This is a genomic window from Microbacterium plantarum (assembly GCF_035231185.1).
Taxonomy (GTDB): domain Bacteria; phylum Actinomycetota; class Actinomycetes; order Actinomycetales; family Microbacteriaceae; genus Microbacterium; species Microbacterium plantarum.
Genome location: NZ_CP141117.1, coordinates 1995729 through 2019012, shown reverse-complemented (window position 1 = coordinate 2019012; position 23284 = coordinate 1995729). Strand labels below are relative to the sequence as shown.

24 protein-coding genes and 1 tRNA gene are annotated in these 23284 nt (G+C 70.0%); 17 read left to right on the top strand and 8 right to left on the bottom strand.

The window, feature by feature from the left end:
- Positions 1-106: 106 nt before the first annotated feature.
- Genes VC184_RS09720 through VC184_RS09710 form a run of 3 tightly spaced genes read left to right on the top strand, consistent with a single transcriptional unit; the run spans position 107 to position 2345 of the window.
- Entirely contained in the window at positions 107-1189 is a 1083-nt protein-coding gene (locus VC184_RS09720) for an iron-containing redox enzyme family protein (protein ID WP_274178585.1), read from the top strand.
- Complete coding sequence (locus VC184_RS09715; protein WP_323987758.1) at positions 1189-2142, top strand: glycosyltransferase; 954 nt, start codon at positions 1189-1191, stop codon at positions 2140-2142. Before VC184_RS09720 ends, VC184_RS09715 begins: the two co-directional genes overlap by 1 nt.
- The gene (locus VC184_RS09710; protein ID WP_112617036.1) at positions 2139-2345 is read left to right on the top strand and encodes a CDGSH iron-sulfur domain-containing protein; all 207 of its coding nucleotides are present in this window, start codon (positions 2139-2141) and stop codon (positions 2343-2345) included. The genes VC184_RS09715 and VC184_RS09710 overlap by 4 nt, the downstream gene beginning before the upstream one ends.
- 145 nt (positions 2346-2490) lie before the next feature.
- Here VC184_RS09710 and VC184_RS09705 read toward each other — a convergent pair whose 3' ends face one another.
- Positions 2491-3363, bottom strand: coding sequence for a manganese catalase family protein (locus tag VC184_RS09705; protein ID WP_112617034.1), 873 nt, complete (start codon positions 3361-3363; stop codon positions 2491-2493).
- Positions 3364-3569: 206 nt separating this feature from the next.
- Between VC184_RS09705 and VC184_RS09700 the strand changes: the two genes are divergently transcribed.
- The 3 genes from VC184_RS09700 (at position 3570) to VC184_RS09690 (ending at position 6592) form a co-directional block, all read left to right on the top strand.
- Positions 3570-4331 carry an MBL fold metallo-hydrolase gene (locus VC184_RS09700; RefSeq protein ID WP_274178584.1) on the top strand — a complete coding sequence of 254 codons (762 nt, stop codon included), beginning with the start codon at positions 3570-3572 and terminating at the stop codon, positions 4329-4331.
- 110 nt (positions 4332-4441) lie between these two features.
- Positions 4442-5281: an SDR family oxidoreductase gene (locus tag VC184_RS09695; protein ID WP_282501088.1), complete on the top strand. Its 840-nt coding sequence runs from the start codon at positions 4442-4444 to the stop codon at positions 5279-5281.
- Between the two features lie 126 nt (positions 5282-5407).
- Positions 5408-6592, top strand: a complete 1185-nt coding sequence (locus VC184_RS09690; protein WP_114588287.1) for a glycosyltransferase — start codon at positions 5408-5410, stop codon at positions 6590-6592.
- Positions 6593-6600: 8 nt separating this feature from the next.
- On the opposite strand, the gene VC184_RS09685 is transcribed toward VC184_RS09690, so the two are convergent.
- On the bottom strand, positions 6601-7458 hold the full coding sequence (locus tag VC184_RS09685) for a LuxR C-terminal-related transcriptional regulator (RefSeq protein WP_274178581.1): 858 nt from the start codon (positions 7456-7458) through the stop codon (positions 6601-6603).
- A 122-nt stretch (positions 7459-7580) separates the two neighbouring features.
- Here VC184_RS09685 and VC184_RS09680 point away from each other — a divergent pair, with 122 nt between their 5' ends.
- The gene (locus VC184_RS09680; RefSeq protein WP_112617029.1) at positions 7581-7931 is read left to right on the top strand and encodes a DUF485 domain-containing protein; all 351 of its coding nucleotides are present in this window, start codon (positions 7581-7583) and stop codon (positions 7929-7931) included.
- Between the two features lie 17 nt (positions 7932-7948).
- Complete coding sequence (locus tag VC184_RS09675; protein ID WP_323987756.1) at positions 7949-9565, top strand: solute symporter family protein; 1617 nt, start codon at positions 7949-7951, stop codon at positions 9563-9565.
- Between the two features lie 72 nt (positions 9566-9637).
- Here the strand turns inward: VC184_RS09675 and VC184_RS09670 are convergent, their stop codons facing one another.
- Positions 9638-10159, bottom strand: a complete 522-nt coding sequence (locus tag VC184_RS09670) for a methylated-DNA--[protein]-cysteine S-methyltransferase (protein ID WP_282501087.1) — start codon at positions 10157-10159, stop codon at positions 9638-9640.
- 166 nt (positions 10160-10325) lie between these two features.
- Between VC184_RS09670 and VC184_RS09665 the strand changes: the two genes are divergently transcribed.
- Positions 10326-14054 carry an AAA family ATPase gene (locus tag VC184_RS09665; protein ID WP_323985957.1) on the top strand — a complete coding sequence of 1243 codons (3729 nt, stop codon included), beginning with the start codon at positions 10326-10328 and terminating at the stop codon, positions 14052-14054.
- Positions 14041-14235 (top strand): hypothetical protein, encoded by a 195-nt coding sequence (locus tag VC184_RS09660; protein ID WP_112617026.1) that lies wholly within the window; start codon positions 14041-14043, stop codon positions 14233-14235. Before VC184_RS09665 ends, VC184_RS09660 begins: the two co-directional genes overlap by 14 nt.
- A gap of 5 nt (positions 14236-14240) precedes the next feature.
- On the opposite strand, the gene mscL is transcribed toward VC184_RS09660, so the two are convergent.
- Genes mscL through VC184_RS09645 form a run of 3 tightly spaced genes read right to left on the bottom strand, consistent with a single transcriptional unit; the run spans position 14241 to position 15653 of the window.
- Positions 14241-14735: a large conductance mechanosensitive channel protein MscL gene (gene mscL, locus VC184_RS09655; RefSeq protein ID WP_112617025.1), complete on the bottom strand. Its 495-nt coding sequence runs from the start codon at positions 14733-14735 to the stop codon at positions 14241-14243.
- 29 nt (positions 14736-14764) lie between these two features.
- Complete coding sequence (locus VC184_RS09650) at positions 14765-15043, bottom strand: FmdB family zinc ribbon protein (protein WP_112617024.1); 279 nt, start codon at positions 15041-15043, stop codon at positions 14765-14767.
- 13 nt (positions 15044-15056) lie between these two features.
- Positions 15057-15653, bottom strand: coding sequence for a 5-formyltetrahydrofolate cyclo-ligase (locus VC184_RS09645; RefSeq protein ID WP_269268704.1), 597 nt, complete (start codon positions 15651-15653; stop codon positions 15057-15059).
- Positions 15654-15719: 66 nt separating this feature from the next.
- Between VC184_RS09645 and galU the strand changes: the two genes are divergently transcribed.
- The 3 genes from galU to VC184_RS09630 all read left to right on the top strand — a co-directional run bounded on the left by galU (position 15720) and on the right by VC184_RS09630 (position 18234).
- Complete coding sequence (galU, locus tag VC184_RS09640; protein ID WP_112617022.1) at positions 15720-16598, top strand: UTP--glucose-1-phosphate uridylyltransferase GalU; 879 nt, start codon at positions 15720-15722, stop codon at positions 16596-16598.
- 19 nt (positions 16599-16617) lie between these two features.
- Positions 16618-17259 (top strand): GNAT family N-acetyltransferase, encoded by a 642-nt coding sequence (locus VC184_RS09635; RefSeq protein ID WP_282501083.1) that lies wholly within the window; start codon positions 16618-16620, stop codon positions 17257-17259.
- A gap of 72 nt (positions 17260-17331) precedes the next feature.
- Positions 17332-18234, top strand: a complete 903-nt coding sequence (locus tag VC184_RS09630) for a large exoprotein (protein ID WP_274178576.1) — start codon at positions 17332-17334, stop codon at positions 18232-18234.
- A 7-nt stretch (positions 18235-18241) separates the two neighbouring features.
- Here the strand turns inward: VC184_RS09630 and VC184_RS09625 are convergent, their stop codons facing one another.
- A complete protein-coding gene (locus VC184_RS09625; protein ID WP_323985955.1) occupies positions 18242-19441 on the bottom strand; it encodes an amidohydrolase family protein in 1200 nt (399 codons plus the stop codon).
- A 57-nt stretch (positions 19442-19498) separates the two neighbouring features.
- Between VC184_RS09625 and VC184_RS09620 the strand changes: the two genes are divergently transcribed.
- From VC184_RS09620 to VC184_RS09610, 3 genes are all read left to right on the top strand, one after another.
- A tRNA-Ala gene (locus VC184_RS09620) sits at positions 19499-19571 on the top strand.
- Positions 19572-19662: 91 nt separating this feature from the next.
- The gene (locus VC184_RS09615) at positions 19663-20229 is read left to right on the top strand and encodes an NADPH-dependent FMN reductase (RefSeq protein WP_323985953.1); all 567 of its coding nucleotides are present in this window, start codon (positions 19663-19665) and stop codon (positions 20227-20229) included.
- A gap of 101 nt (positions 20230-20330) precedes the next feature.
- Positions 20331-20924 (top strand): helix-turn-helix domain-containing protein, encoded by a 594-nt coding sequence (locus VC184_RS09610; RefSeq protein ID WP_323985951.1) that lies wholly within the window; start codon positions 20331-20333, stop codon positions 20922-20924.
- Here the strand turns inward: VC184_RS09610 and VC184_RS09605 are convergent.
- On the bottom strand, positions 20905-21573 hold the full coding sequence (locus tag VC184_RS09605; protein ID WP_323985949.1) for a DUF1028 domain-containing protein: 669 nt from the start codon (positions 21571-21573) through the stop codon (positions 20905-20907). The genes VC184_RS09610 and VC184_RS09605 overlap by 20 nt on opposite strands.
- 150 nt (positions 21574-21723) lie before the next feature.
- Between VC184_RS09605 and VC184_RS09600 the strand changes: the two genes are divergently transcribed.
- Positions 21724-23250: an ABC transporter substrate-binding protein gene (locus tag VC184_RS09600; RefSeq protein ID WP_323985948.1), complete on the top strand. Its 1527-nt coding sequence runs from the start codon at positions 21724-21726 to the stop codon at positions 23248-23250.
- Positions 23251-23284 lie beyond the last annotated feature (34 nt).

Sequence of the window (23284 nt, the reverse complement as noted above, 5' to 3'; positions counted from 1 at the left end):
CCCGTTCCGTGAGGTGAGCTTGCATACGCGGATGATGCCGGTCAACCCGCTCGAAGGATGCCGCGCGGGGCACGTACGGTCACGGCTGTCACCCCCGAGGAGCCCCATGAGCACCACCATCGAGACCGTCCCGATCGATCTCGGCGTCGCCGACCCCCTGCCGTTCTGCTCGAGGGGACCTGTCAGCGCCATGCTCCAGCGGGTGCTCGTCGCACCGGCGACGAGCGGTCTGCCCGTCGATGCTCCCGAGATCGTCGGTCGGGCGCTCGCCGAGACGGGCGACACCCTCCGCGACGATGACCTGCAGCTCGCCCTGTTCCTGATGTACGCCCTCCACTACGGCTCGCTGCCCGGCCTCGACGCCTCGTGGGAATGGGAGCCGTCGCTCATCGCCGCGCGCGGCCGCATCGAGCGCGCCTTCGAAGCGGCCCTGCGTGACTCCGCCGAGGTCATCGACCCGCCCGAGCCCGACCGTGACGCCGTCGCTCGCTGGCTGTTCGACCTGACCGCCCCGACCGCGGGGCCCGGCATGTCGCGATACGTCGCGAAGAAGGCCTCGCTCGAGCAGCTGCGCGAGTTCCTCATCCTCCGCACCGTCTACACGCTGCGCGAAGCGGACCCGCACTCGTGGGCGATCCCGCGGCTCAGCGGTCGCTCGAAGGCGGCGCTCGTAGAGATCCAGTCCGACGAGTACGGCGGCGGTGACCCGGCACGCGTGCACGCGACGATCTTCGCCCAGAGCGTGCGCGGCGCGGGCCTCGACGACACGTACGGCGCGTACATCGACATGGTGCCCGCCGTCGTGCTCGCCAGCCACAACGCCATGTCGCTGTTCGGGCTCCACCGTCGCCTGCGCGGCGCGATCGTCGGTCACCTCGCGGCGTTCGAGATGACCTCGTCGATCCCCAATCGCTCCTACGGTGACGGCTTCCGGCGCCTCGGATTCGGGACCGACGTCACGTGGTACTTCGACGAGCACGTCGAGGCCGACGCCGTGCACGAGCAGATCGCCGGCCGCGACCTCGCGGGATCCCTCGCCGAGGACGAGCCCGACCTGCTGCCCGACATCCTCTTCGGCGCCCGCGCATGCCTGGTCATGGACGACCTCGTGGGCGACCATGTGCTTGCCGCCTGGGAGGCGGGGCGCAGCGCGCTCCGCGGCGGCGTTCTTCCCGACCTCACGGCGTGATGCGCGGGGACGTCGAGTACGTTCTGCCGCTGCGCTGGGATGACGAGACCCATCGGGCCGATGAGGCCGAGCTGGGGGAGTACCTCGCTTGGCTCGCCCGTCGCGTCGACGTCACCGTCGTCGACGGCTCGCCCGCGCACCTGTTCGCCGCCCACCGCCGAGACTGGGACGTCGTGCGGGTGGTTCCGCCGTCGGTCCCCGGCCGCAATGGGAAGGCACGCGGAGCGATGACGGGGCTTCTCCTCGCCCGGCATCCGGTGACCGTGATCGCCGACGACGACGTCCGGTACGACGACGGCGCGCTGCAACGGGTGGTTGCGGCGCTGGCGGATGCCGACATCGTGCGGCCTCAGAACATCTGGCAGCGACCCCGCCCGTGGCATGCCCGCTGGGATACGGGCCGAACCCTCATCAACCGGGCCTTCGGGGGAGACTTCTCCGGAACCGTCGCCGTGCGGACCGCCCGCGCGCGCCCCGGCTACGACACCGACGTCCTCTTCGAGAACCTCGAGCTCGAACGCACGATCCTCGCCGGCGGCGGCCGCCGTCGCATCGCACGCGACATCTTCGTCGCGCGCCGGCCCGCGACTGCCGGCCGCTTCGGCGAGCAGCGCGTGCGCCAGGCGTACGACAGCCTCGCGCAGCCCGCTCGGCTCGCGGTGGAGCTGGCAGTCGTTCCGCTCATCCTCGCGCTGCGCCGGCGACCGGCAGCACTCGCGCTCGCCGGGGTGGCGGTCATCGCCGTCGCGGAGGCCGGGCGCCGCCGCGACGGGAGCCATGGGGTGTTCGGGCGGATGGATGCGTTGTGGGCCGTCCCCTGGGTCGTCGAGCGAGGCGTGACGAGCTGGGTGGCGCTGTCTCTGCGCCTGCGCGGCGGGGTGCCCTACCGGGGCACGCGACTGCGGAAAGCGGCGAACAGCATGAGAACGCTACGGAAGAAGGAGACACGATGAGCGAGCACCGCGGTGCATCCGTGACCATCACCGCGTGCCCCGACGGGCCGCTGCTCGTGCGGGGCGACGTGGAGCTGCTCGATGACGCGGGCAACCCGATCCCGCGCAACCGGCGCACGATGGCTCTCTGCCGGTGCGGCGTGAGCGCGATCAAGCCGTTCTGCGACGGCACGCACAAGCTCTCGGGCTTCAGAGCCGACTAAGCGCGCGCCCGCCCGGGCCACGGCGCGCGCCGATGCAAGGGATCACCATCGACACCCCGGCCGGAACGGCATCCGATCGGGGTGTCGAGTGAGATCCCTTGCATCGGGGCACGGCCGCGCGCCGGTGACCGTGCCCCGCCGAGGATCAGAGCTTGTCGCGGATGACGCCCTCGGCCTTGTCGAGGAGGTTCGGCTTCGCGTCGGTGCCGTAGAACCGGGGGTCCGGCTGCGTGGGCGGGGGCATCGGAACCGAGGTGTCGGGTCCGTCGAGGTACGTGAACTCGCCCTTGCCGTCGGGGGTGGGACCCGATGCCCACGAGCCCTCGGCTGCCGCGGCACCGTCGGAGAAGTTGATGTACTTGTACGCGTGCTCGCGCGCCTCGTTCGAGAGCGGGAAGTTCGACGGCACGGGGATGTCCTCCACTCCCTCTTCGCGCAGCTCCTGCGCCGCGCGAATCCACTGGTTCTGGTGCATCGTGTCGCGCGCCAGGAGGAACGAGAGCATGTCCCGGACCCCCTTGTCGTCGGTCATGTGGTAGATCCGCGCGACCTGCACGCGGCCCTGCATCTCGGCGTTGGCGTTGGCCGTGAAGTCGGCGAGCAGGTTCCCGCTCGCGGTGATGTACGAGCCCTGCCACGGGTTGCCGTTCGAGTCGACCGGGCGCGCACCGGCACCGGCGACGATCGCGGACTGCACATCCATGCCGCCCATGACGGCGCCGAGGACGGGGTCGGACTTCGCCGCAGCCTCGGACTGCTCGGCCGGGGCCTTCTCGAGCAGCTGCGCGATCATGATCGCGAGCATCTCGACGTGGCCGAACTCCTCCGCCCCGATGCCGTAGAGCAGGTCGCGGTACTTGCCCGGGATGTGGGCGTTCCACGCTTGGAACCCGTACTGCATGGCCACGGTGATCTCGCCGTACTGGCCGCCGAGCACCTCCTGCATTCGTCGCGCGAAGATCGCGTCGGGCTTCTCCGGACGGGCCTCGAACTGCAGTTCCTGTCGATGAAAGAACATCTCGCCTCCTGGGGATCGGCCGAACGCCGAGTGCGCCGGCGCCGCGAACGTATGTCTGCCCTTCCGCGAAAGCCACGGGCCTTGACTCCTCCCGGGCTCGGTGCAACTATCACGCCCGCGCGGCGGGTGGCGGCCGATCGATCTGTCAAGCCCCGCGCGCTCCTCCTAGCCCCCGCGGATCATCGGGCGGGACCGGAGGGGGAGCCATGACCGATCACCGACCGCGCGTGACCGAGGTCGCCGAGGGCGTGTATCAACTCGCCCGCGGCGGCGTGAACGCCTACCTCTTGGCGTCCGATGACGGGCTCGTCCTCATCGACGCGGGACTCCCGCGCACGTGGCCGCTCCTCGAACAGGCCCTCGCGGCTGTGGGCGCCCACCCATCCGACATCGACGCGCTGCTGCTCACCCACGGCCACTTCGACCACGTGGGGATGTGCGAGCGCCTCGCCGACGAGCACCACCTCGTCGCCGACGTCCACCCCGGCGACGAGGAGCTGGCGCGGCACCCGTACCGCTACGCGCACGAGGCCGCCCGGTTCCCGTATCCGTTCCGCTACCCGACGGCGCTCCCGATCCTGGCGAGGATGGTGGGCGCGGGAGCGCTCGGGGTGAAGGGCGTGCGGACCAACCCGTCGATCGTGCCCGGTCGCTCCATCCCGCTTGCGGGCGGCATCCTTCCGATCGCGACACCCGGCCATACCGACGGACACTGCGCGTTCCTGCTCGAATCTGCCGGGATCCTGCTGACCGGAGACGCACTGGTCACCCTCGATCCGTACACGGGACGCACCGGTCCGCGGGTCGTCGCTCGCGCGGCCACGGCGCACAGCGACGAGGCGCTGGACTCGCTCTCGCTGCTCGCCGAGACGGGTGCACACCTCGTGCTGCCCGGCCACGGCGCGGTCTGGCGGGACGGCGGCATCGCCCCCGCTGCGGCCATCGCCCGCTCGCGGGGCGTCGACTGAGGCGGCCCCGCACGGTCGCGCGATGCCGGACTCGGCCCTCTCGTGTCAAGCCCCGTGAATCCGACGGCTGAGGGGGATCGGGTAGAAGCACCGTTCGACGACAGAGAGGGATGACCATGGAACCCCAGCAGCAGAACGTCCCGGGAACCGACCAGGCGATGGTGCCGAAGCCCGACTACGGCGAGGAGACCTACCGCGGCTCCGGGAAGCTCGCCGGCAAGCGCGCGCTCATCACCGGCGGCGACAGCGGCATCGGCAAGGCTGTGGCGCTCGCCTACGCCCGCGAGGGAGCGGATGTCGCCATCAGCTACCTCGACGAGCACGAGGATGCCGAAGAGGCCAAGCGCTTCGTCGAAGAGGCCGGGCGCCGCGCCGTCCTCATCCCGGGTGACATCTCCGACCCGGCCCACTGCCGTGAGGTCGTCCGCCGCACCGTGGAAGAGCTCGGCGGGATCGACATCCTGGTCAGCAACGCCGCCTTCCAGATGAACCGCGAGACGCTCGAGGAGATCCCCGACGAGGAGTGGGACTTCACGTGGGCGACGAACGTCGACGCGTACTTCCACCTGACAAAGGCTGCGCTGCCGCACATGGGGCCGGGGTCGTCGATCATCGGGTCGAGCTCGGTGCAGTCCGACCAGCCCTCGCCCAACCTCCTGCCCTACGCGGCGACGAAGGCGGCCATCGCGAGCATCACGGCATCGCTAGCGCAGATGCTGGGCGAGCGCGGCATCCGCGCGAACAGCGTCGCCCCGGGGCCCATCTGGACCCCGCTGATCCCGGCGACCCTGCCGGCGGATGCGGTGGAGAGCTTCGGCGAGCAGACGCCGCTGGGACGCGCCGGGCAGCCTGCCGAGCTCGCCTCGGCCTACGTGCTGCTGGCGTCGGACGAAGCGTCGTACATCTCGGGCGCACGTCTGGCGGTCACGGGAGGCAAGCCCATCCTCTGAGCCCGGCTCTCGGGACCGGCGTCCGGCGCCGTTCGTTCACGCAACGCTCGTCCGCGGTTCACTCGCCGCGGGCGGGCGTTGCCGCACGATGGATCGCACCCGCCGCGTCGATCCCGAAGGTCCTGAATGAGCGCTCCGCTTCGCGTCCTCTCCCTCACCGAGGGCTTCTTCGCCGGCGGGGCTCGAATCCTGCACAGCGATGTCGTCGCCGGCCTCCACGCGCGGGGCGAACAGCACCACAGCGTGCTCGCCATCGCGTCGCGGGCCCGGCGCGAGTCGACCGTCCAGCACATGGCCGGCGACCCGCGGTATCGGGCGCTGCGCGCCTCGGGCATCGGGATCACGTCTCTGGGAAAGACGGCGGGGCCGGTGCCGCACGCGCCGCACGCCTTCTCCTCGCGGCAGTTGCGCACCGCGGCGCGCGCTATCGCCGCGGCCGACGTCGTGCTCACCCTCAAGGAGCAGCCGCTCGGACTCCTGCTCGCTCTCGACGAGGCGATGATGCTGCCCGACCGGCCTGTCGTGACATGCCTGCACCGGTCCGACCCGGAGCATTCGGGCGATGCTCTGGAGTGGCTGGGTGAGAGCGTCCGTCGTGGGATCGTCACGGCGGCGGTGTCATGCGCGCGGTCGACGGATGCCGCCTACGCGTCGGTCCTGGGCGACACGCAGCGTCATGTCGTCGACAACGGCATCGACCTCTCGCGCTTCGAGCCGTCGGTCACCCGCGGGGGCGACCGCGTGCGGCGTGAGCTCGGCATCCCCGACCGGGCGGTCGTCGTCGCCTATGCGGCTCGGTTCGACGCGATGAAGGATCCCGAGCTGTTCCTGCGGTCGGTCGCCGCGCATCGAGCGCTCGTGCCCGATGCGCACTACGTCATGTGCGGAGCGGGGATGACGCGCGAGAACCCCCGTCTCACGGAGCTGCTGGAGGTCATCGGCGGCGACCGCATCCATGCTCTCGGCATCCGTGACGACATGCCCGCGATCTACCGCGCCGCGGACGTCGTCTCACTCACGAGCGCGTTCGGTGAGGCGGCCCCCCTGTGCCTGCTGGAGGGGGCGGCGAGCGGTGCGGTACCGGTCACGACGGATGTCGGCGACGCGGCCCGTCTCGTCGAGGGGATCGGCATCGTCACCCCGCGCAACCCGGATGCGATCGCGGCCGGTTGGGGTCGTGCCGTCGAGGAGCGCGTTGCGTTCGGAGGCGCCGCGCTCGCCGCTCGGGACCGGTTGGGTCGAGACCGGATGATCACGGAGTACGGCGCCGTCATCGCCGAGCAGGTCGCCGGCCTGCGCATCGCCGCCTGAATCCGCGGTCAGGGCAGCAGGCCGAGACGCCGCGCGCGCGCGACGGCCGCATGACGGGTCGACGCGTCGAGCTTGGCCATCGCCGCCTGGAGGTACGACTTCACGGTTCCCTCTTTGAGGCTCAGCGCCGCGCCGATCTCCGCGTTCGTCGAGCCGAGGGCGCAGCAGGCGAGAACGTCGAGCTCCCGCGGAGAGAGCTGCACCTCGGCATCCTTCGCCGACGCCGCCCCGTCGCCCGCAACTGTGGTGAGGCGGCGCTCGATCGCCGCCAGCCGTGCCCGCAGGTCGGCGTCGTCGATCGTCGCGGCGATGCTGCGCAGCTCGGCGAAGCTCTCGCGTAGGTCCTCTCGCGCGGCGGGGGAGAGGCCGGCCGCGGACTCGGGTGCCGGCGCCAGCGCCAGCCGGCGCTGCACCTCGTCGCGGATGCGCAGCTCGGTGCTGATCGCGTCAGCCGCTCGGAACGCCGGACGCGCCACGAGGTCGCCCACCGGAGCCTGCGACCAGGAGCCGCAGTACAGCACCCCGCGCGCCCGGCCCTCGGTGACGATCGGTACGGCGAAGAGGGTGGCGATGCCCTCGCCGAGAATGGCCCGGTCGTAGTCGTGCGTGATGGTGCGCGCGGTGCGGTAGTCGAGAGCGAGCCGCGGACGCCGTTCGACCATCGCGGCGCCGCCCAGCCCGCGGCCGACGCGCACCACCAGATCGTCGATGGAATGCGACCGCGCTCCGGCGATCGCGGTGACGTGAACCGAGCCCTGGCTCTCGAGGCCGCCGAAGACGACGGGAAAGCGTGTGCTGCGCGCGAGGTCGTCGACCGCGCGGGAGACCAGTTGCGCGTCGTTCTCGGGTGCCGCCAGTGCCGTCACGCACTACCTACTTCCGGGGGTGACGGCCTCGTTGCCGCCTTTCGTAGCGTCGACCCTACCATCGCGGTCGCTCGACGACGACGACCGCTGGAGAGCTGCTCACCATGAGGCAAGGAGGCCACATGACCGCATCGCCCACCCACTCGCCGCCTCCCGGCGGAGTGGACTATGTCGCCGTCGAGGAGTCGGCGCCGTTCCGGGAACTCAAGCGCAAGCACCGCAGCTTCGTATGGCCGCTGACGATCGTCTTCCTCGTCTGGTACTTCGTCTATGTGCTGCTGTCGTCGTTCGCGACCGACTTCATGGCGCAGCGTGTCTGGGGTGACATCACCGTCGGTCTGCTGTTCGGGCTCGGCCAGTTCGTCACGACCTTCGCGATCACCATGGGCTACGTCTGGTACGCCAACCACAAGCTCGACCCGATCTCGTCGGCGATCCGGAACGATCTCGAGCGACAGGAGGCCGGATCGTGAACGGATTCTGGGAAGCGGTGAACGGCCTGGGGGCGGCCGTCGTCGCGGCGGGGGAGACCGTCGACAACAATCCGGTGCTGAACATCTCGATCTTCGGCGCATTCGTCGCGGTGACGCTGTTCATCGTCATCCGTGCCAGCCGCAACAACAAGACCGCGGCCGACTACTACGCCGCGGGCCGCTCGTTCACCGGACCGCAGAACGGCTTCGCGATCGCGGGCGACTATCTGTCGGCGGCATCCTTCCTCGGCATCTGCGGCGCGATCGCGATCAACGGATACGACGGGTTCCTGTACTCGATCGGATTCCTCGTGGCCTGGCTCGTGGCGCTGCTGCTCGTCGCCGAGCTCATGCGGAACACCGGCAAGTTCACGATGGCCGACGTGCTGTCGTTCCGGCTGAAGCAGACGCCGGTGCGGATGGCGGCCGCCATCACCACGCTCGCGGTGTGCTTCTTCTACCTGCTCGCGCAGATGGCGGGAGCGGGCGGTCTGGTCTCACTGCTGCTGGGCATCACCGAGCAGGTCGGCCAGTCGATCGTGGTCGCCGTCGTCGGCGTGCTGATGATCGTCTACGTGCTGATCGGCGGCATGAAGGGCACGACGTGGGTGCAGATCGTCAAGGCGTTCCTGCTCATCGGCGGCGCGCTCGTCATGACGATCTGGGTGCTGGCGATCAACGGGTTCAACCTCAACACGCTCCTCGAGAGCGCGGTCGCCGCCTCGCCGAAGGGAGAGGCGATCCTCGGACCGGGCCTGCAGTACGGCGCCAACCCGTGGGACTTCATCTCGCTCGCGGTCGCGCTCGTGCTGGGAACGGCGGGTCTGCCGCACGTCCTCATGCGCTTCTACACGGTGCCCACCGCGAAAGAGGCCCGTCGCTCGGTGGTGTGGGCGATCTGGCTCATCGGCCTCTTCTACCTCCTCACCCTCGTGCTCGGGTACGGTGCGGGCGCGCTCGTCGGTCCGGAGCGCATCGCCTCGGCGCCCGGCGGGGTCAACTCCGCTGCTCCGCTGCTCGCCCTCGAACTGGGGGGCCCCCTGCTGCTCGGCTTCATCTCGGCGGTGGCTTTCGCGACGATCCTCGCGGTCGTGGCGGGCCTCACGATCACGGCGGCGGCGTCGTTCGCGCACGACATCTACGCGAACGTCGTCAAGAAGGGGAACGTGCCGCCCGACGGCGAGGTCAAGGTCGCTCGCCGCACGGTCATCGTGATCGGCATCCTCGCGATCGTCGGCGGCATCGGCGTGCAGGGACAGAACGTTGCGTTCCTGGTGGCCCTCGCCTTCGCTGTCGCGGCTTCGGCGAACCTCCCGACGATCATCTACTCGCTCTTCTGGCGGAAGTTCACGACGCGTGGCGCGGTGTGGAGCATGTACGGCGGCCTGGCGGCAGCCATCATCCTCATCATCCTGTCGCCCGTGTTCTGGGGCACCGAGACCAGCGTGTTCAAGAACGTCGGCACGGCGATCTGGCCGCTCAACAACCCGGGCATCGTGTCGATCCCGCTGGGCTTCTTCCTCGGCTGGCTGGGTTCGGTCACCGAGCGGCGGCGGGAGGACCCGGTGAAGGCGTCCGAGATGGAGGTGCGTTCTCTGACCGGTCATGGCGCGGAGAAGGCGGTTGATCACTAGGCCGCGACACCTCGCTGATCGAGACGACGGCCCCGGGCGCGCTGCCCGGGGCCGTCGCCGTTCCGGCGCGGCCTACACGCGGCCGGAGTCGGCTCTGCTCTCGAGGTCGAGCAGGAATCGCTTGCGCTCGGGATGGCCGCCATACTGTCCGATCGATCCGTCGCTGCGGACGACACGGTGTGCGGGCACGACGATCGAGATCGGCGTCCGCGCGCACGCAGACCCGACGGCTCGGTGCGCTCGCGGTGAGCCGGCGGTGATCGCGATCTCGCCGTAGGTCGCCACCTCGCCGTAGGGAACGCGGCAGACCGCGCGCAGTGCGGCGCCGGCGAATCCCGGCGGGGCCAGGAGCCAGTCGATCGGCGTCCGGAACTGCCGCAGCCGGCCCGCGAAGTACTCGTCGAGTTCGGCGGCCACGTCGGCAGCCGCGCCCGGGTCGTGGACCGGGAGCGCGCCGAGGCTCAGGGTGAGGTCGGCGAGGGCGATCTCGGCGGGGCGGTCCAGGATGTCGAGGTGGGCGAGGCCGGTCTCGGTCACGACCAGGAGGGCATCGCCGATCGGCGTGGGGTGCACCGCGAATGCTGCGTCGGTCATGGCTCCATCATCCCGGGCGGCCCCGCTGCGCCCCGCGCGCGGCGACGATGCGGGGGATGGGCGGCGGCGACGGGCGCCGGGGGAGGAACCGCCGATCGTCCGGCGTGTCGGAAATAGCGCGAAACTCGGCGGCGCCTGAGGGCCGGATGCAGGCGCGCCGCTTAGGGTGTGTGCTGTGTGGCGAGGAGATCGAGGAGCCGTCCGTCCGGACGCAGCCGACGAGGTTCGGGTCGATTCGGTGACCCCGGCGCAACTCGATGTCGCCGAAGACGACGTCGCCGTCGCCCACGTGGCCGACCCGGAGCGTGAACGCATCCGTGTGCAGGCCGCCCGCCTCGGCGGCCGTTCGACGCTGCTCCACTACATCGCTTCCGACGATGTCGGCATCGACATCACCAAGGCGCATCCGGGCAGCCTCCCGCAGTTCATCACCGGCCGTTCGACGCTCCTGTCGAACCTCTTCCGCGACGAGGTGGCGCTGCGCACGGCCCGCCTCGCCGCCGGGCGCATCACCGCGAAGGACGTCGAACTCCGCACCACGCGCGGCCTCGACACCGTCCACCTGGGCGTCGGATTCGCCTCGTGGCGGGCCGGAGGTCTCACCTACAACGCCCCGGTCCTTCTCCGACCGCTCGCCATCCGCCGCCATCACGGCGACTTCGATCTCAAACTCCACGGCTCGTTCTCCGTCAATCCCGAGCTCGTCGAGATCGCGCGTGCGCACTTCGGAATCGACCTCGACCGGCGCGGGCTCGCCGCGCTCGCGTACGACGGCGGCGTCTTCAAGCCGCAGCCCGTCATCGACCATCTGCGCGCCCTGACCGCCCATGTCGACACCTTCACGGTTCAGCCACGGCTGATCGTCTCGACGTTCGCGGATGTCGCCGCTCGCGCCGAGCGCGATGCGGCAGACCTCGACGTCCCCGTGCTCAACGCTCTCGCCGGCCACGAGGACGACCGCGCGCTCGTGGCGACTCGTTACCCCGTTCCCGACGCCATTCCCTCGGACGACCGCCCGCCGGCATCCGACCGACTGCTGCTCGACGCCGACGCCGAGCAGGAAGGCGTCCTCGACCGGATCGTCGCCGGGCAGTCGCTCGTCGTCCACACGCTGCCGGGCACAGGGGGCACGCAGACGATCATCAACGCCGTCGGCGAGCTGGTCCGCCGCGGCAAGCGCGTCCTCGTCGTCAGCGCTCGCCGCTCCACTCTGGAGGGAGTCCGTCACCGCCTCGCCGGCATCGGGCTGCCCGGGCTGGCCGTCTCGCCACGGGGCGTCCACCGCGACCTCATTCGCGCGATCGCCCGCAACGAGAAGGCGCAGCACCCGAAGATGGGCGAGATCGACGACGCCCTCGTTCGGCTGCGCACGGTTCTGCGCGACTATCGCGTCTCGCTGACGCAGCGGCATCCCATGCTCGGCGTCTCGCCGCTCGAAGTGCTGCAGAAGCTGACGACGATCGCGGCCGAGTCGCCGCAGCCGTCGGCAGCCACGCGCTTCGATGCCGCGACCCTCCAGCGCCTCTCGACGCGTCGCGCCGAAGCGGCCGCATCGCTCGCGACCGCCGCTCGGCTGGGCGAGTTCCGTTTCGGGCCCGATGACTCGCCGTGGTACGGCGTCGCGTTCGAGACGACCGAGCAGGCACGCGCGGCACACGCTCTGGCAGGCCGCCTGCATCGCACCGAGATCCCCGAGATCCTCGAGCGCGGGTACGAGCTCATCGGGCAGACCCGGATGCGGCCGTTCACGACGCTCGCCGAGCTCGGTGCGTACATCCGCCTTCTCCAGGGGATCCGCGCGTCGCTCGACCGCTTCAGCCTGACCGTCTTCGAGCGTCCGCTGGGCGATCTGATCGAGGCGCACTCCACCCGCCGCGACACTCCCGAGATGAACGGTGCGACACGGCGTCGCCTGCGACGGCTCTCGAAGGAGTACGTCCGGCCGGGCATGCACGTCACCGACATGCACGACGCCCTCGTGCGCGTGCAGAAGCAGCGCGAGCAGTGGCAGCGTCTGGCCGAAGTGGGCGTCGTCCCCGAGATCCCCGCGGGTCTCGACGCGGTCGCGACCTCGTGGCAGCGCGTCGACGCCGACCTCGCCGAGCTCTCGCGCGTGCTCGGCCCGGGGCACGATCTGCTCGCGACGCCGATCCCCGAGCTCGTGCGGATCCTCGCCGGGCTCGCCGCGGAGTCCGACGTGTTCGACAACCTCGTCGAACGAGCGACGCTGCGCGGTGAACTCGCTTCCCTCGGCCTCGAGGGCCTGCTCACCGAGCTTTCGGTGCGCCATGTGCCCGAGGAGCGCGTCGCGGCGGAGTTCGAGTTCGCCTGGTGGCAGTCCGCCCTCGAGGCGATGCTTCGCAGCGACCGTGCACTGCTCGGAGCCAACACCAGCGTCGTCGATCGCCTCGAACGCGATTTCCGCCTCGTCGACGAGGCGCACGCCGCCTCGGCGGGGCAGCAGCTGGCGGCCGAGCTCGCGACGCGATGGAAGATCGCGATCGTCGACGAGGCTGACGAGACCGCGGCGCTCAAGGCCGCGCTGCGCGAGGGCACAGCGTCGGCTGCCGAACTGCTCGCCGTCGCACCGAAGCTCCTGCGCACGCTCGCGCCCGTCTGGATCGCGTCGCCCTACGAGGTGGCCTCCCTGCCGGCCCGGCCCGCGTTCGACGTCGTGATCCTGGCGGATGCCGGCGCCCTGAGCGTCGCCGAATCGGCCTCGGCCCTTCGCCGCGGGCGGCAGATCGTCGCGTTCGGCGACCCCGTCACGCAGCGCCCGACCCCGTTCGAGATCGCCGCCGACCGCGATCCGTCGGACGAGCCGATCGCAGACCCCGACGAGCGGAGCGTCTTCGAGCGCCTCGCCGAGATCGTTCCGGTCGAGACCTTGACCCGCAGTTACCGCGCGGGCGGCGAAGACCTCGCCGAACTCGTCAACGAGGCCTTCTACGGGGGCGAGATCGTCTCGTTCCCCTGGGCCGGCTCGTATCTTGGACGCGGCAGCCTCAGCGTCGACTACGTCGAGGGCGGTGTCGGTGCACCGGACCCCGACTCGGGAGCGGTCGAGAGCCCCGATGCCGAGGTCGCCCGTGTCGTGACGCTCGTCGTCGAGCACGCCGTCAACCGGCCGAACGAGTCGCTGATGGTCGTCACGGCGTCGACCAAACACGCCCTCCGCATCCGGGCCGCCGTCGAGGCTGCTTTCGCCGGACGATCGGATGTCGCCGAGTTCGTCGGCCGCGAGACGGCTGAGCCGTTCGCCGTGCTCGGGCTCGAGGAGTCGGTCGCCGAGAGCCGAGACCGCGTCGTGTTCTCGCTCGGTTACGGTCTGACGCGCCACGGGCGCGTGCTGAGCGACTTCGGTGTGCTGTCGGGGCCGGATGGTGAGCGGCTGCTGACGGTCGGCATGACGCGCGCCCGCCGTTCCATGGTGATCGTGTCGTCGATCCGGCCGTCGGCGTTCGACGACGGACGACTCGAGAACGGCGCCGCCACGCTCATGTCGATCCTCGGGGGAATCGCGGCACGCGCTCGCGAGGCCCGTCTCGAAGACCTCGCCGACCCGCTGACTCTGGCCCTCGCGCAGAACCTCCGCCGTCTGGGCGTCGCGGTCGATGTCGCGTATCGCGGGCTGCTGCCGCTGGTCGCCCAGCGTGACGGCAAGGCCGTCGTCGTCGAGGGTGACCCCGAAACGATCGGACAGTCGCTCCGGGAGTCGCTGCGGCTGCGGCCCCAGATTCTGCGGCGGCTGGGATGGCACTACATCCGCGTGCACTCGTTCGACCTCTACAGCGACCCTGCCGGTGTGGCCGCGCGCGTCGCTGCGATCCTGGGCGTCGAGCCCGAGGCGCCGACCGCGGACGCGAGCACCGAGCCGCTCGATGTCATCGAGTGACCGACAGCGGGTCGAGCGGGTCGGCAGCCGCCGAGCTCGACTGACCGCCGCTCCGGGTACGACGGCCGAGCCGACATCGGCCGATGAGACGACGGATGCCCCGGCCGGCGCCGAGGGCGCGGCCGGGGCATCCGGTCCGAATGATGCGCGGATGCGGAACGAGGTTCCGCCGCACTACTGATCCGGTCAGGCGGACGGCGCCGCCGGGGGAGTGTTCTGCGAACGGCGCAGCGGGGCGTCGGTGGTCGCGGCTGCGGCGCTCGAAGCAGAGGTCGCGGCGTTGTTCTTCTCCAGCAGATCGCGGATCTGGATGAGGAGCTCCTGCTCGGTCGGGAGCTTCGCCGCCTCTTCGACGACGCCGGCCTTGGCGGCCTGACGCTCCTTCCACTTGTTCATCGGAACGACGAACACGAGGTAGACCACGAGAGCGACGGCGAAGAAGCTGATGATCGCGCTGATGAGTCCCCCCAGGGGGAACGGGACCGGCTGACCGTAGATCCCGGTGAGCGTCGGGCCGGCGATGCCCTCTTCGTTGGGCTGGTAGAACAGCTCGACGAGTGGGTTGATGATGCTCGATACGATCGCGTTGACGATGGCGGTGAACGCACCGCCGATGACCACGGCGACCGCCAGGTCGATGACGTTGCCGCGCATGATGAAGTCGCGGAAGCCCTTGATCATGGCTCTCCTCTCTCCGGACGCGCCGGGTGTCATGAACCCGCCGCGGCGGGGGAGGACTTCGCCTCGGACTTCGATGATGCCGAAGACGAGGAGTCGCCGCCACCGGTTGACGTGCCCGCCCCCGAGCCGCTTGCGCGGGAGTCGGTGCGGTAGAAGCCACCGCCGTTGAACGTCACGCCGATCGACCCGTACTGCTTGCGGAGCTCGCCCGAGCACTCGGGGCAGACGGTGAGAGCGGGGTCGGCGAAGGACTGGACCGCATCGAAGCGGTGCCCGCACGACTTGCAGGCGTAGGCGTAGGTGGGCATGGTTCCTCGGTCTTCAGTGCGCCTCGGGGGCGAGGACGACGGTTCGGGTGGGAGTGACGACGCCGGTGACCGGCTGATCGTGCAGATCGCGCGGCACCTCGTCGACGAGTTCGGAGTCGAAGAGCACGGCGTACACCGGCGGGCGGTTCTCCATCGAACCGAGGGTCTTGTCGAAGTAGCCTCGGCCCCAGCCGAGACGCATGCCGGCGGAGTCGACCGCGGCGGCGGGGATCACCAGCAGGTCGACCTCCCCGACGGAGATCGGACTGAGCACCTCACCGATCGGCTCGGGAATGCCGAACAGTCCGTCCGAAACCGCGGCGCCCGGCTCGGCGACGACCCAGTCGAGCAGACCGTCGTTGCGGCTGATGGGCAGGAGTACCCGGACGCCCGCGGCGACGGCTTCGTCGATGAACGCGCGCGTGCCGGGCTCGGTGGGCGCCGAGAGGTAGCACGAGATGGAGCGGGCGCCGGTGCTGGCGACGAGTTCGCGGAGCTGTGTGCGGATGCCGTCTGCCGCAGCTTCGCGAGCGGCATCCGACATCCCGTACCGGCGTTCGCGGAGGTCCGCCCGCAGAGCGCGCTTTGCGTTGTCGATCGCGTCGGACATGCCCCCGATTGTAAAGGGTGGGCATCAAACCACTCGCCTGCGCCACCTGATCGATATTGTGGACCCATGTCTCAGCAGCGCATCAAGGCGGTCATCCCCGCCGCAGGCCTCGGCACCCGCTTCCTTCCCGCCACGAAGGCGATGCCGAAGGAGATGCTGCCCGTCGTCGACAAGCCGGCGATCCAGTACGTCGTCGAAGAGGCGACGCAGGCCGGCATCGACGACGTCCTGATCATCATCGGCCGCAACAAGAACAACCTGTCGAACCACTTCGACTCCGTTCCCGAGCTCGAGCACAACCTCACCCGCAAGGGCGACGACGTCAAGCTTCGCAAGGTGCAGGAGTCGTCCGACCTCGCCGACATCCACTTCGTCCGTCAGGGCGAGCCGAAGGGCCTGGGGCACGCCGTGCTGCGCTCGCGGGCGCACGTCGGTGACTCGAACTTCGCCGTCATGCTCGGCGATGACCTCATCGACGAGCGCGACCCGCTGCTGCCGAAGATGCTCGCGGAGCAGGAGCGCTCGGGTCTCACGGTCGTCGCCCTCATGGAGGTCGACCCCGACCAGATCCACCTCTACGGCGCCGCGGCCGTCGAGCCGACCGACGATCCGGATGTCGTGAAGGTCACCGGCCTCGTCGAGAAGCCGAAGAAGGAGGACGCCCCCTCCAATTACGCGATCATCGGGCGTTACGTCCTCAAGCCGAACGTGTACGAGATCCTCGAGCGCACCGAGCCGGGCAAGGGTGGCGAGATCCAGCTGACCGATGCGCTGCAGGAGCTCGCGACGACCGAGGGAGTCCTGGGTGTCGTCTTCCGCGGACGCCGTTATGACACCGGGGACCGACTGGACTACATCAAGGCCATCGTGCAGCTCGCCTCTGACCGTGATGACCTCGGACCCGAGCTCCGCCCGTGGCTGAAGGACTTCGTCGGAAACCTCTGACACGAGAACCGGAACGCGCGTGGATGCCACCGCACCCCGCCACCACGGATCGGTGGCCATTCGGCTGATCAGGCCGCGCGATGCCCGCACTCTGCAGGCAGAACTCCTCGCGAACCGTTCCTGGTTGCAGCGGTGGGAGGCGACGAGCCCGGACGGGCCGGTGTCTTTCGACATGCGGCTCGGCATCCGGCGTCTGTTGCAGCAGTACCGTGATGGCGCCGGTGTGCCCTTCGTCATGGAGCACGACGGGCAGATCGCGGGACAGCTGAACGTCTGGGGCATCGCGCGCGGCTCACTGTCGTCGGCGACGATCGGGTACTGGGTGAGCGAGCGGTTCGCCGGCAAGAGCATCACGCCGACCGCTGTCGCCTTGGCGACCGACCTCTGCTTCGAGGAACTGCGGCTGCACCGGATGGAGATCTGCATCCGGCCGGAGAACCGGGCGAGCCTGCGGGTGGTCGAGAAGCTCGGATTCCGCTACGAGGGACTCCGCCGTCGCTACATCCACATCGACGGCGACTGGCGCGATCACTTCGCTTTCGCGCTCGTCGCGGAGGAGGTGCCGCGCGGCGTCCTCGGGCGCTGGCTCGAGGGCGCAGTGCCGCCTGATGCAGCGGCCATCCCCCGTGCCGACCGTCGCGCGGCCGGACTCGAACCTTAAAGTTGAACAAGAACTTCAGACACGCGTGTGTCTGGGGTGTCACCACGCGGGATGCCACGTACGGTTGTCCCCATGGGTGGGCAGGTTCTCGGCGGCGGCGTGATCGTCCTCGTCGCGGTCGCGTTGTGGATGGTCTATCTGCTTCCGTCCTGGCACAGTCGTTACCGCTACGACGCCGCCGAGCGCAACGCCGTCCGCCTGAACCAGGCGCTGCGCGTGCTCGCCGAGACGGCTGAGGCGCCGGAGGAGGTGCGGGTCGAGCTCTCGACGCGCACCGCGCTGGCGCAGCAGAAGCTCGCGCGTCAGGTGCAGCACGAGAAGGAGCAGCTGCGACTCGAGAGCGAGCGCCGCCGGCTCATCGAAGCGCGCCGCGAAGTGCGTGTCGCGCGCTCCGCACGCATGACGTCGCCCGAGCACCGCGCGCGTGTCCGTCGCCGTCTCCGCCTGGCGACGACGATCGTCGCTCTGCTGGCTGTCGGCGCGAGCGGCGCCGGCGGCTGGATGCTGGCATCGTCCGGATCGGCCGCGCTGCTGATCGCGGGCATCGCGACCCTGCTCGTGGCCACCGTCGTGCTCAACCGTATGGCTGCGGTTGCTCGACGCGCCGCCCGCTCTGCCGTCGTCGCGCCGTCTGTCACCGCTACCGTCCAGCCGGCCTCGGCCGTGGTGCCCGAGTTCGAGTTCGCCGACGCGCGTGCCACCTGGACTCCCCGCGAGCTGCCCCGCCCGCTTACGGCCTCGGCCGGGTCGCGTGCCGCCGCCGTGCTCGACGAGGTCGACGCGCGCGAAGCTCTCCGTCAGGCCGCCGTCGGTGAGGCGATCCAGCGAGAGGCCGCGCGTCGCGCGCCGGCATCCATTGCCGCCAGCCGCGCCGCCAAGGCACCCACCCCGGCGTTCGTGCCGACGGGTCAGGTCGACGACGCGCAGATCGAGGACCACGTCCGGCGACTTCTCGCGCAGCGCGCAGCAGGCTGATCCCGGCTCAGCGCTGCAACAGGACGCGCCCGTTCCCCACGACGAGCTCGCGCTCGGGCGTCCGAACGAGGGCGTCCATCGGGTTCTCTGCGTCGACGAGGATGATGTCGGCGCGAGAGCCCGCCTCGATCCGGCCGACCGGCAGTCCCGCGAAGGGGGCCGAACCGCCCGTCGCGATGTCGACCACACGGCGCAGGTCGTCGTCGCGGACGAGGCTCGAGGCGCGGGCGTACTGCCAGGCGATGCCGAGCAGATCACCGGTGCCGTAGGGGCTCCACAGGTCGCGGATGCCGTCGGTGCCGAAGCCGAAGCGCACGCCCGCGGCATCCATCTCGTGAAGCGGCAGCTGGGAGAGGCGCAGGGGCGCCACTGTCGTCATCGTGATGTCGAGCGCGGCCATCGCCTGCAGCAGGTCGCGTCGGTGCGACGCGCCGACCTGTGCGAGCGCGAACCCGTGCGCGAGGTTGACGCGTCCCGCGAGGCCGAACCGCTCGGTCCGCTCGATGATCAGCTCAATCTGGAACGCGCCGAGCTCGGCGGGGTCGTGCAGATGCAGGTCGATTCCGACCCCGCGGTCGGCGGCGACGCGGAAGAGCGCGTCGAGCTGGCCGACCGGGTCGCGATCGATCGACGCAGGATCCAGCCCGCCGATGAACTCCGCGCCGGCGGCGGCCGCCTCGTCGAGCAGGTCGATGACGCCGGGGCGGCGCAGCACGCCGTCCTGGGGGAAGGCCACGATCTGCACCTGGAGGGCCCCGTCGTATGCCGCGACCGCTTCGCGCACCGCTTCGATGCCGCGCTGGGCGACACCGAGGTCGACATCGACATGCGTGCGGATCGCGGTCGTGCCGTGACGGACGAACTGCTCGAGGACGTGCGCCGTCGTCGCGACGCTCGGGATCCCCAGCTCGTCGCGGCGGGCGCGTTCGTGTCGGATGCGGCCATCGGTGCCGCCCTCGCCGCCGTACGACTGCCACGGCAGGCCCCACCACGACTTGTCGACGTGAGCGTGGGTGTTCACGAGGCCGGGCAGCGCGAGCATCCCGCGTCCGTCGATCTCGAGGCCTGTGTCGCCCGCGTCTGCCGACGGCGCCTGCGGCGTCGCCGGCTCGATGGAGGTGATCACGCCATCGGCGATGCGGATGTCGACGGCGGAGGCGTCGGAGACACGGACATTACGAATCAGGGATGCCGCGGGGTGGTGCATCCCTCCATTGTGCGCGCACGGAGCAGTCCCGACAGCGTGATAGTGTGGGGGAGTTCCGGGCCTGTGGCGCAGTTGGTAGCGCGCTTCGTTCGCAATGAAGAGGTCAGGGGTTCGAATCCCCTCAGGTCCACCGAGAAAGCCCCCGCATCGCGGGGGCTTTTCACATTCTGACGACGCGTACACTGTATGCAACTGAATCGATCCCCCGGGAGGTTTCGTCCATGACCACCTACAACGTCGGCGTCATCGTCGGCAGCATCTCGTCGACCTCGATCAACCGTCGTCTTGCGAAGGCGCTCACCAAGCTCGCCCCGCAGGCCGACCTCGAGCTCACCGAGATCCCGATCGCCGCGCTGCCGTTCTACTCGGCCGACAACGACGCGTCGATCCCGGCCGAAGCGGCCGAGTTCAAGGCTGCGGTCGAGAAGGCCGACGGCGTCATCATCGTCACCCCGGAGTACAACCGATCGGTGCCCGGCGTCCTGAAGAACGCTCTCGACACCGCGAGCCGTCCGTGGGGCGACAACAGCTTCGCCGGCAAGCCGTCCGCCGTCATCGGCATCTCCATCGGCGCGGTGGGCACCGCCGTCGCGCAGCAGCACCTGCGCTCGATCCTCTCGTTCCTCGCGTCGCCCGAGCTCTCGCAGCCCGAGGGCTACCTGCAGCTCACCGAGGGGCTGATCGACGACGACGGCACCGTCACCAACGAGTCGACGTCCGAGTTCCTGCTCTCGTGGCTGAAGGCCGTGCACGCGCACGTCGCGAAGAACCTCGCTGCCGCCAGCTGATCAGCAGACCCCTCTCGACAGGGCGCCCGACCACACGGTCGGGCGCCCTGTCGTCGTGATGCACCCCGGCGCATGGTGTCGTCGCCGGTAGGGTGACAGGCGTGACGCGCCCTCCCGAGACCGACGAAGCCCAAGCGGTGCGCGCTCTCGGCGCGACCGTCCGTGACTCGCGTAAGCGCCTCGGGCTGAGCGTGCACGCCCTCGCGGAGAAGGCGGGAGTGAGCTTCGGGCTCGTCAGCCAGCTCGAGCGCGGAATGGGCAATCCGTCGCTCCAGTCGATCCATCGACTCGCGGGTGCCCTCGGTGTGCCGGTCGGCCAGTTGCTCGACGAGCCGGCGGGTGAGCTCGCCGTCGTGGTCGCCGGCCAGGGGCACCGGATGCCGCCGATCGCCGACATCCCCGCCGATCAGCAGTCGGTCCGCGAACTGCTGACCCCCCGGGGGGAGTCGATGCTGCAGCTGATCCGGTCGACCCTGCCGGTCGGGTTCAGCAACGAGAGCCGCCCGTTCCGGCACATCGGCACCGAGACCGTTACGGTCGAACGCGGGGTGCTCATCGTCGCGCAGGGCGAGCGCCGCGTGCGGCTCGAAGCCGGCGACACGGTGACCTACGGCTGTTCCGAGGCGCACTGGTGGGCCAACGGGCACGACGATGTGACGGTCGTGCTCGGCGCCGTTACGCCCTTCGAGCGCTGAGATCCGCGCGCAGATCGCTCGCGCGCAGCTCGACGAGCCGGTGGAGCTCGGCGAGTGGGTTGCCGTGGTCATCGACCCGGAGGTCGACCCATGCGTCTCCGGCGAGACTCGGCGAGGTCACGACGACCGCAGCGCTCTGGCGACCCCGGCGATCACCGCCTTGCGCTTCCCCCGCCGCGAGAGCGGCGACGAGACGCGCGGCGAACGCGGCCGCATCGGGGGCCGGGGCGACCTCGCCATCGTCGTCACCTGCCATCCAGGCGTCTCGGATGGCAGTGAGCACGTCTTCGCCGGTCAGCAGGTTGCCGGCGACGACGAGGTCGTGCTCGACGAGGTGGCCGCTCCACGGCGAGGTGTTCGCGCCGGTGTGCGCTGCGCCGGGACCTGCCGACGGCAGGACGGCGGCCTGGCGCAGTGCCGGCTCGTCATCCCAATGGGGGATGAGGGCGACGGCATCCGCTGCGGATCCCGACGCGACGGCGTCGAGAAGGCGGCCCCGCAACGCCCGGTTGGTCCAGGCCTGGCTCGCCGCCGCGCCGACGCCCCGCCGCACCTCGATGACGGCGTTGCCGACGGCGAGCGACCTGCTCGCCGTGGCGGCGCCGATCAGGCCCGTGCGGCCGTCGCGTGCCAGGACGGTGAAGGTCATGCGATTCCTCTCGCGGGGCGATTGTGAAGATTCTGTTTCGAGATGGGCCTGTGCTTGTCGCCCTCCCTCATGGTGGCACATACTGATCGAATCATCATCAAAATGATGCACCAGCGATGATGCCCTGACCGATGACCCGATAGGCAGACCATGAACAAGCGCACCGCATTCGGCGCCGTGACTTTCGTCGCGGCGCTCACCCTCGTCGGTTGCTCCGCGGGCGAAGGCGTCGACCTCGACGGCGCCGCCGGCGTCGAAGGAGACGTCCTCGTCGCGGCCATCGGCGGTGAACCCGACCAGCTCGACCCGCATCGCACGAGCTCGTACTTCGCGTTCGAGGTGCTCGAGAACGTCTTCGACACGCTCGTCGCCCCCGATGAGAACCTCGAGATGCAGCCCGCTCTCGCCGAGAGCTGGGAAGTCAGCGACGACCAGCTCACCTGGACCTTCGATCTGCGCGACGGCGTCACCTTCCACGACGGATCCGACTTCACCAGCGCGGATGTCGTCTACTCCTACGACCGCATCATCGACGAGGAACTCGCCAACGCCTGGAAGTTCAGCGCGGTCACCGACGTCACCGCTCCCGACGACGACACCGTCGTCATCACCGTGTCGCAGCCCACGCCGAACCTGCTGAGCAACCTCGGCGGCTTCAAGGGCATGGCGATCGTGAAGAAGGAGAACGTCGAGTCGGGCGACATCACCACCGCGCCGATCGGCACCGGACCGTTCTCGGTCGCGAGCTACACGGCCGGTGACCGCATCGACCTCGCCGCCAACGAGGACTACTGGGGTGGTGCGCCCGACCTCGGCGGTGTCGAGTTCCGCTTCATCTCCGAGCCGGCGACGGCTCTCGCCGCGCTCCGCGCCGGAGACATCCAATGGACCGATGTCGTGCCGACGCAGCAGGTCTCCGACCTGCAGGGCGACGACGCCGTGCAGCTCGGCCTCACCCCCTCGAGCGACTACTGGTACCTGGCTCTGAATGAAGCGCGGGGACCGTGGAGCGACGTGCGGGTGCGGCAGGCGATCGCGTATGCGATCGATCGGGACGCGATCGTCCAGGCGGTCAGTTACGGAACCGCAGCCCAGAACCAGCTCGCGATCCCCGAGCAGAGCGTCTGGTACACCTCGTACGACCGGTACTCGACCGACCTCGACACCGCCCGCGGGCTGCTCGACGAGGCCGGCTTCGCCGGCGGAACGCTCGACCTGCTGGCCACGTCCGACTACCCCGAGACCGTCACGGCTGCACAGATCATCGCCGCGAACCTCGAACCGCTCGGCATCGACGTGCAGATCCGCCAGCCCGACTTCTCGACCTGGCTCGACGAGCAGAACTCCGGCAACTTCGACATGCTCATGATGGGCTGGCTCGGCAACATCGACCCCGACGACTTCTACTATTCGCAGCACCACACTGACGGGGCCAGCAACGCGCAGAAGTACTCCAACAGCGAGGTCGATGGACTGCTCGACGCCGCTCGCGTCGAGGTCGACCAGGACGCGCGCAAGGGCCTCTACGCCCAGGCCGCGACGATCATCGCCGACGAGGCCAGCTACATCTACCTCTACAACCCGTCGGTCATCCAGGTGTGGTCGCCGCAGGTCTCGGGCTACGAGACGCGTGCCGACCGCGCCATCCGGTTCGACGACGCATCGATCGGCGACTGAGGTGACGACCTCGAGCAGCACGGTCCGTCCGAGA

Coding starts and splice junctions, on each gene's coding strand:
- VC184_RS09720 (WP_274178585.1), top strand. CDS start 107: ATGAGCACCACCATCGAGACCGTCCCGATCGATCTCGGCGTCGCCGAC.
- VC184_RS09715 (WP_323987758.1), top strand. CDS start 1,189: ATGCGCGGGGACGTCGAGTACGTTCTGCCGCTGCGCTGGGATGACGAG.
- VC184_RS09710 (WP_112617036.1), top strand. CDS start 2,139: ATGAGCGAGCACCGCGGTGCATCCGTGACCATCACCGCGTGCCCCGAC.
- VC184_RS09705 (WP_112617034.1), bottom strand. CDS start 3,363: ATGTTCTTTCATCGACAGGAACTGCAGTTCGAGGCCCGTCCGGAGAAG.
- VC184_RS09700 (WP_274178584.1), top strand. CDS start 3,570: ATGACCGATCACCGACCGCGCGTGACCGAGGTCGCCGAGGGCGTGTAT.
- VC184_RS09695 (WP_282501088.1), top strand. CDS start 4,442: ATGACCATGGAACCCCAGCAGCAGAACGTCCCGGGAACCGACCAGGCG.
- VC184_RS09690 (WP_114588287.1), top strand. CDS start 5,408: ATGAGCGCTCCGCTTCGCGTCCTCTCCCTCACCGAGGGCTTCTTCGCC.
- VC184_RS09680 (WP_112617029.1), top strand. CDS start 7,581: ATGACCGCATCGCCCACCCACTCGCCGCCTCCCGGCGGAGTGGACTAT.
- VC184_RS09670 (WP_282501087.1), bottom strand. CDS start 10,159: ATGACCGACGCAGCATTCGCGGTGCACCCCACGCCGATCGGCGATGCC.
- VC184_RS09660 (WP_112617026.1), top strand. CDS start 14,041: ATGTCATCGAGTGACCGACAGCGGGTCGAGCGGGTCGGCAGCCGCCGA.
- mscL (WP_112617025.1), bottom strand. CDS start 14,735: ATGATCAAGGGCTTCCGCGACTTCATCATGCGCGGCAACGTCATCGAC.
- VC184_RS09650 (WP_112617024.1), bottom strand. CDS start 15,043: ATGCCCACCTACGCCTACGCCTGCAAGTCGTGCGGGCACCGCTTCGAT.
- VC184_RS09645 (WP_269268704.1), bottom strand. CDS start 15,653: ATGTCCGACGCGATCGACAACGCAAAGCGCGCTCTGCGGGCGGACCTC.
- galU (WP_112617022.1), top strand. CDS start 15,720: ATGTCTCAGCAGCGCATCAAGGCGGTCATCCCCGCCGCAGGCCTCGGC.
- VC184_RS09630 (WP_274178576.1), top strand. CDS start 17,332: ATGGGTGGGCAGGTTCTCGGCGGCGGCGTGATCGTCCTCGTCGCGGTC.
- VC184_RS09625 (WP_323985955.1), bottom strand. CDS start 19,441: ATGCACCACCCCGCGGCATCCCTGATTCGTAATGTCCGTGTCTCCGAC.
- VC184_RS09615 (WP_323985953.1), top strand. CDS start 19,663: ATGACCACCTACAACGTCGGCGTCATCGTCGGCAGCATCTCGTCGACC.
- VC184_RS09605 (WP_323985949.1), bottom strand. CDS start 21,573: ATGACCTTCACCGTCCTGGCACGCGACGGCCGCACGGGCCTGATCGGC.
- VC184_RS09600 (WP_323985948.1), top strand. CDS start 21,724: ATGAACAAGCGCACCGCATTCGGCGCCGTGACTTTCGTCGCGGCGCTC.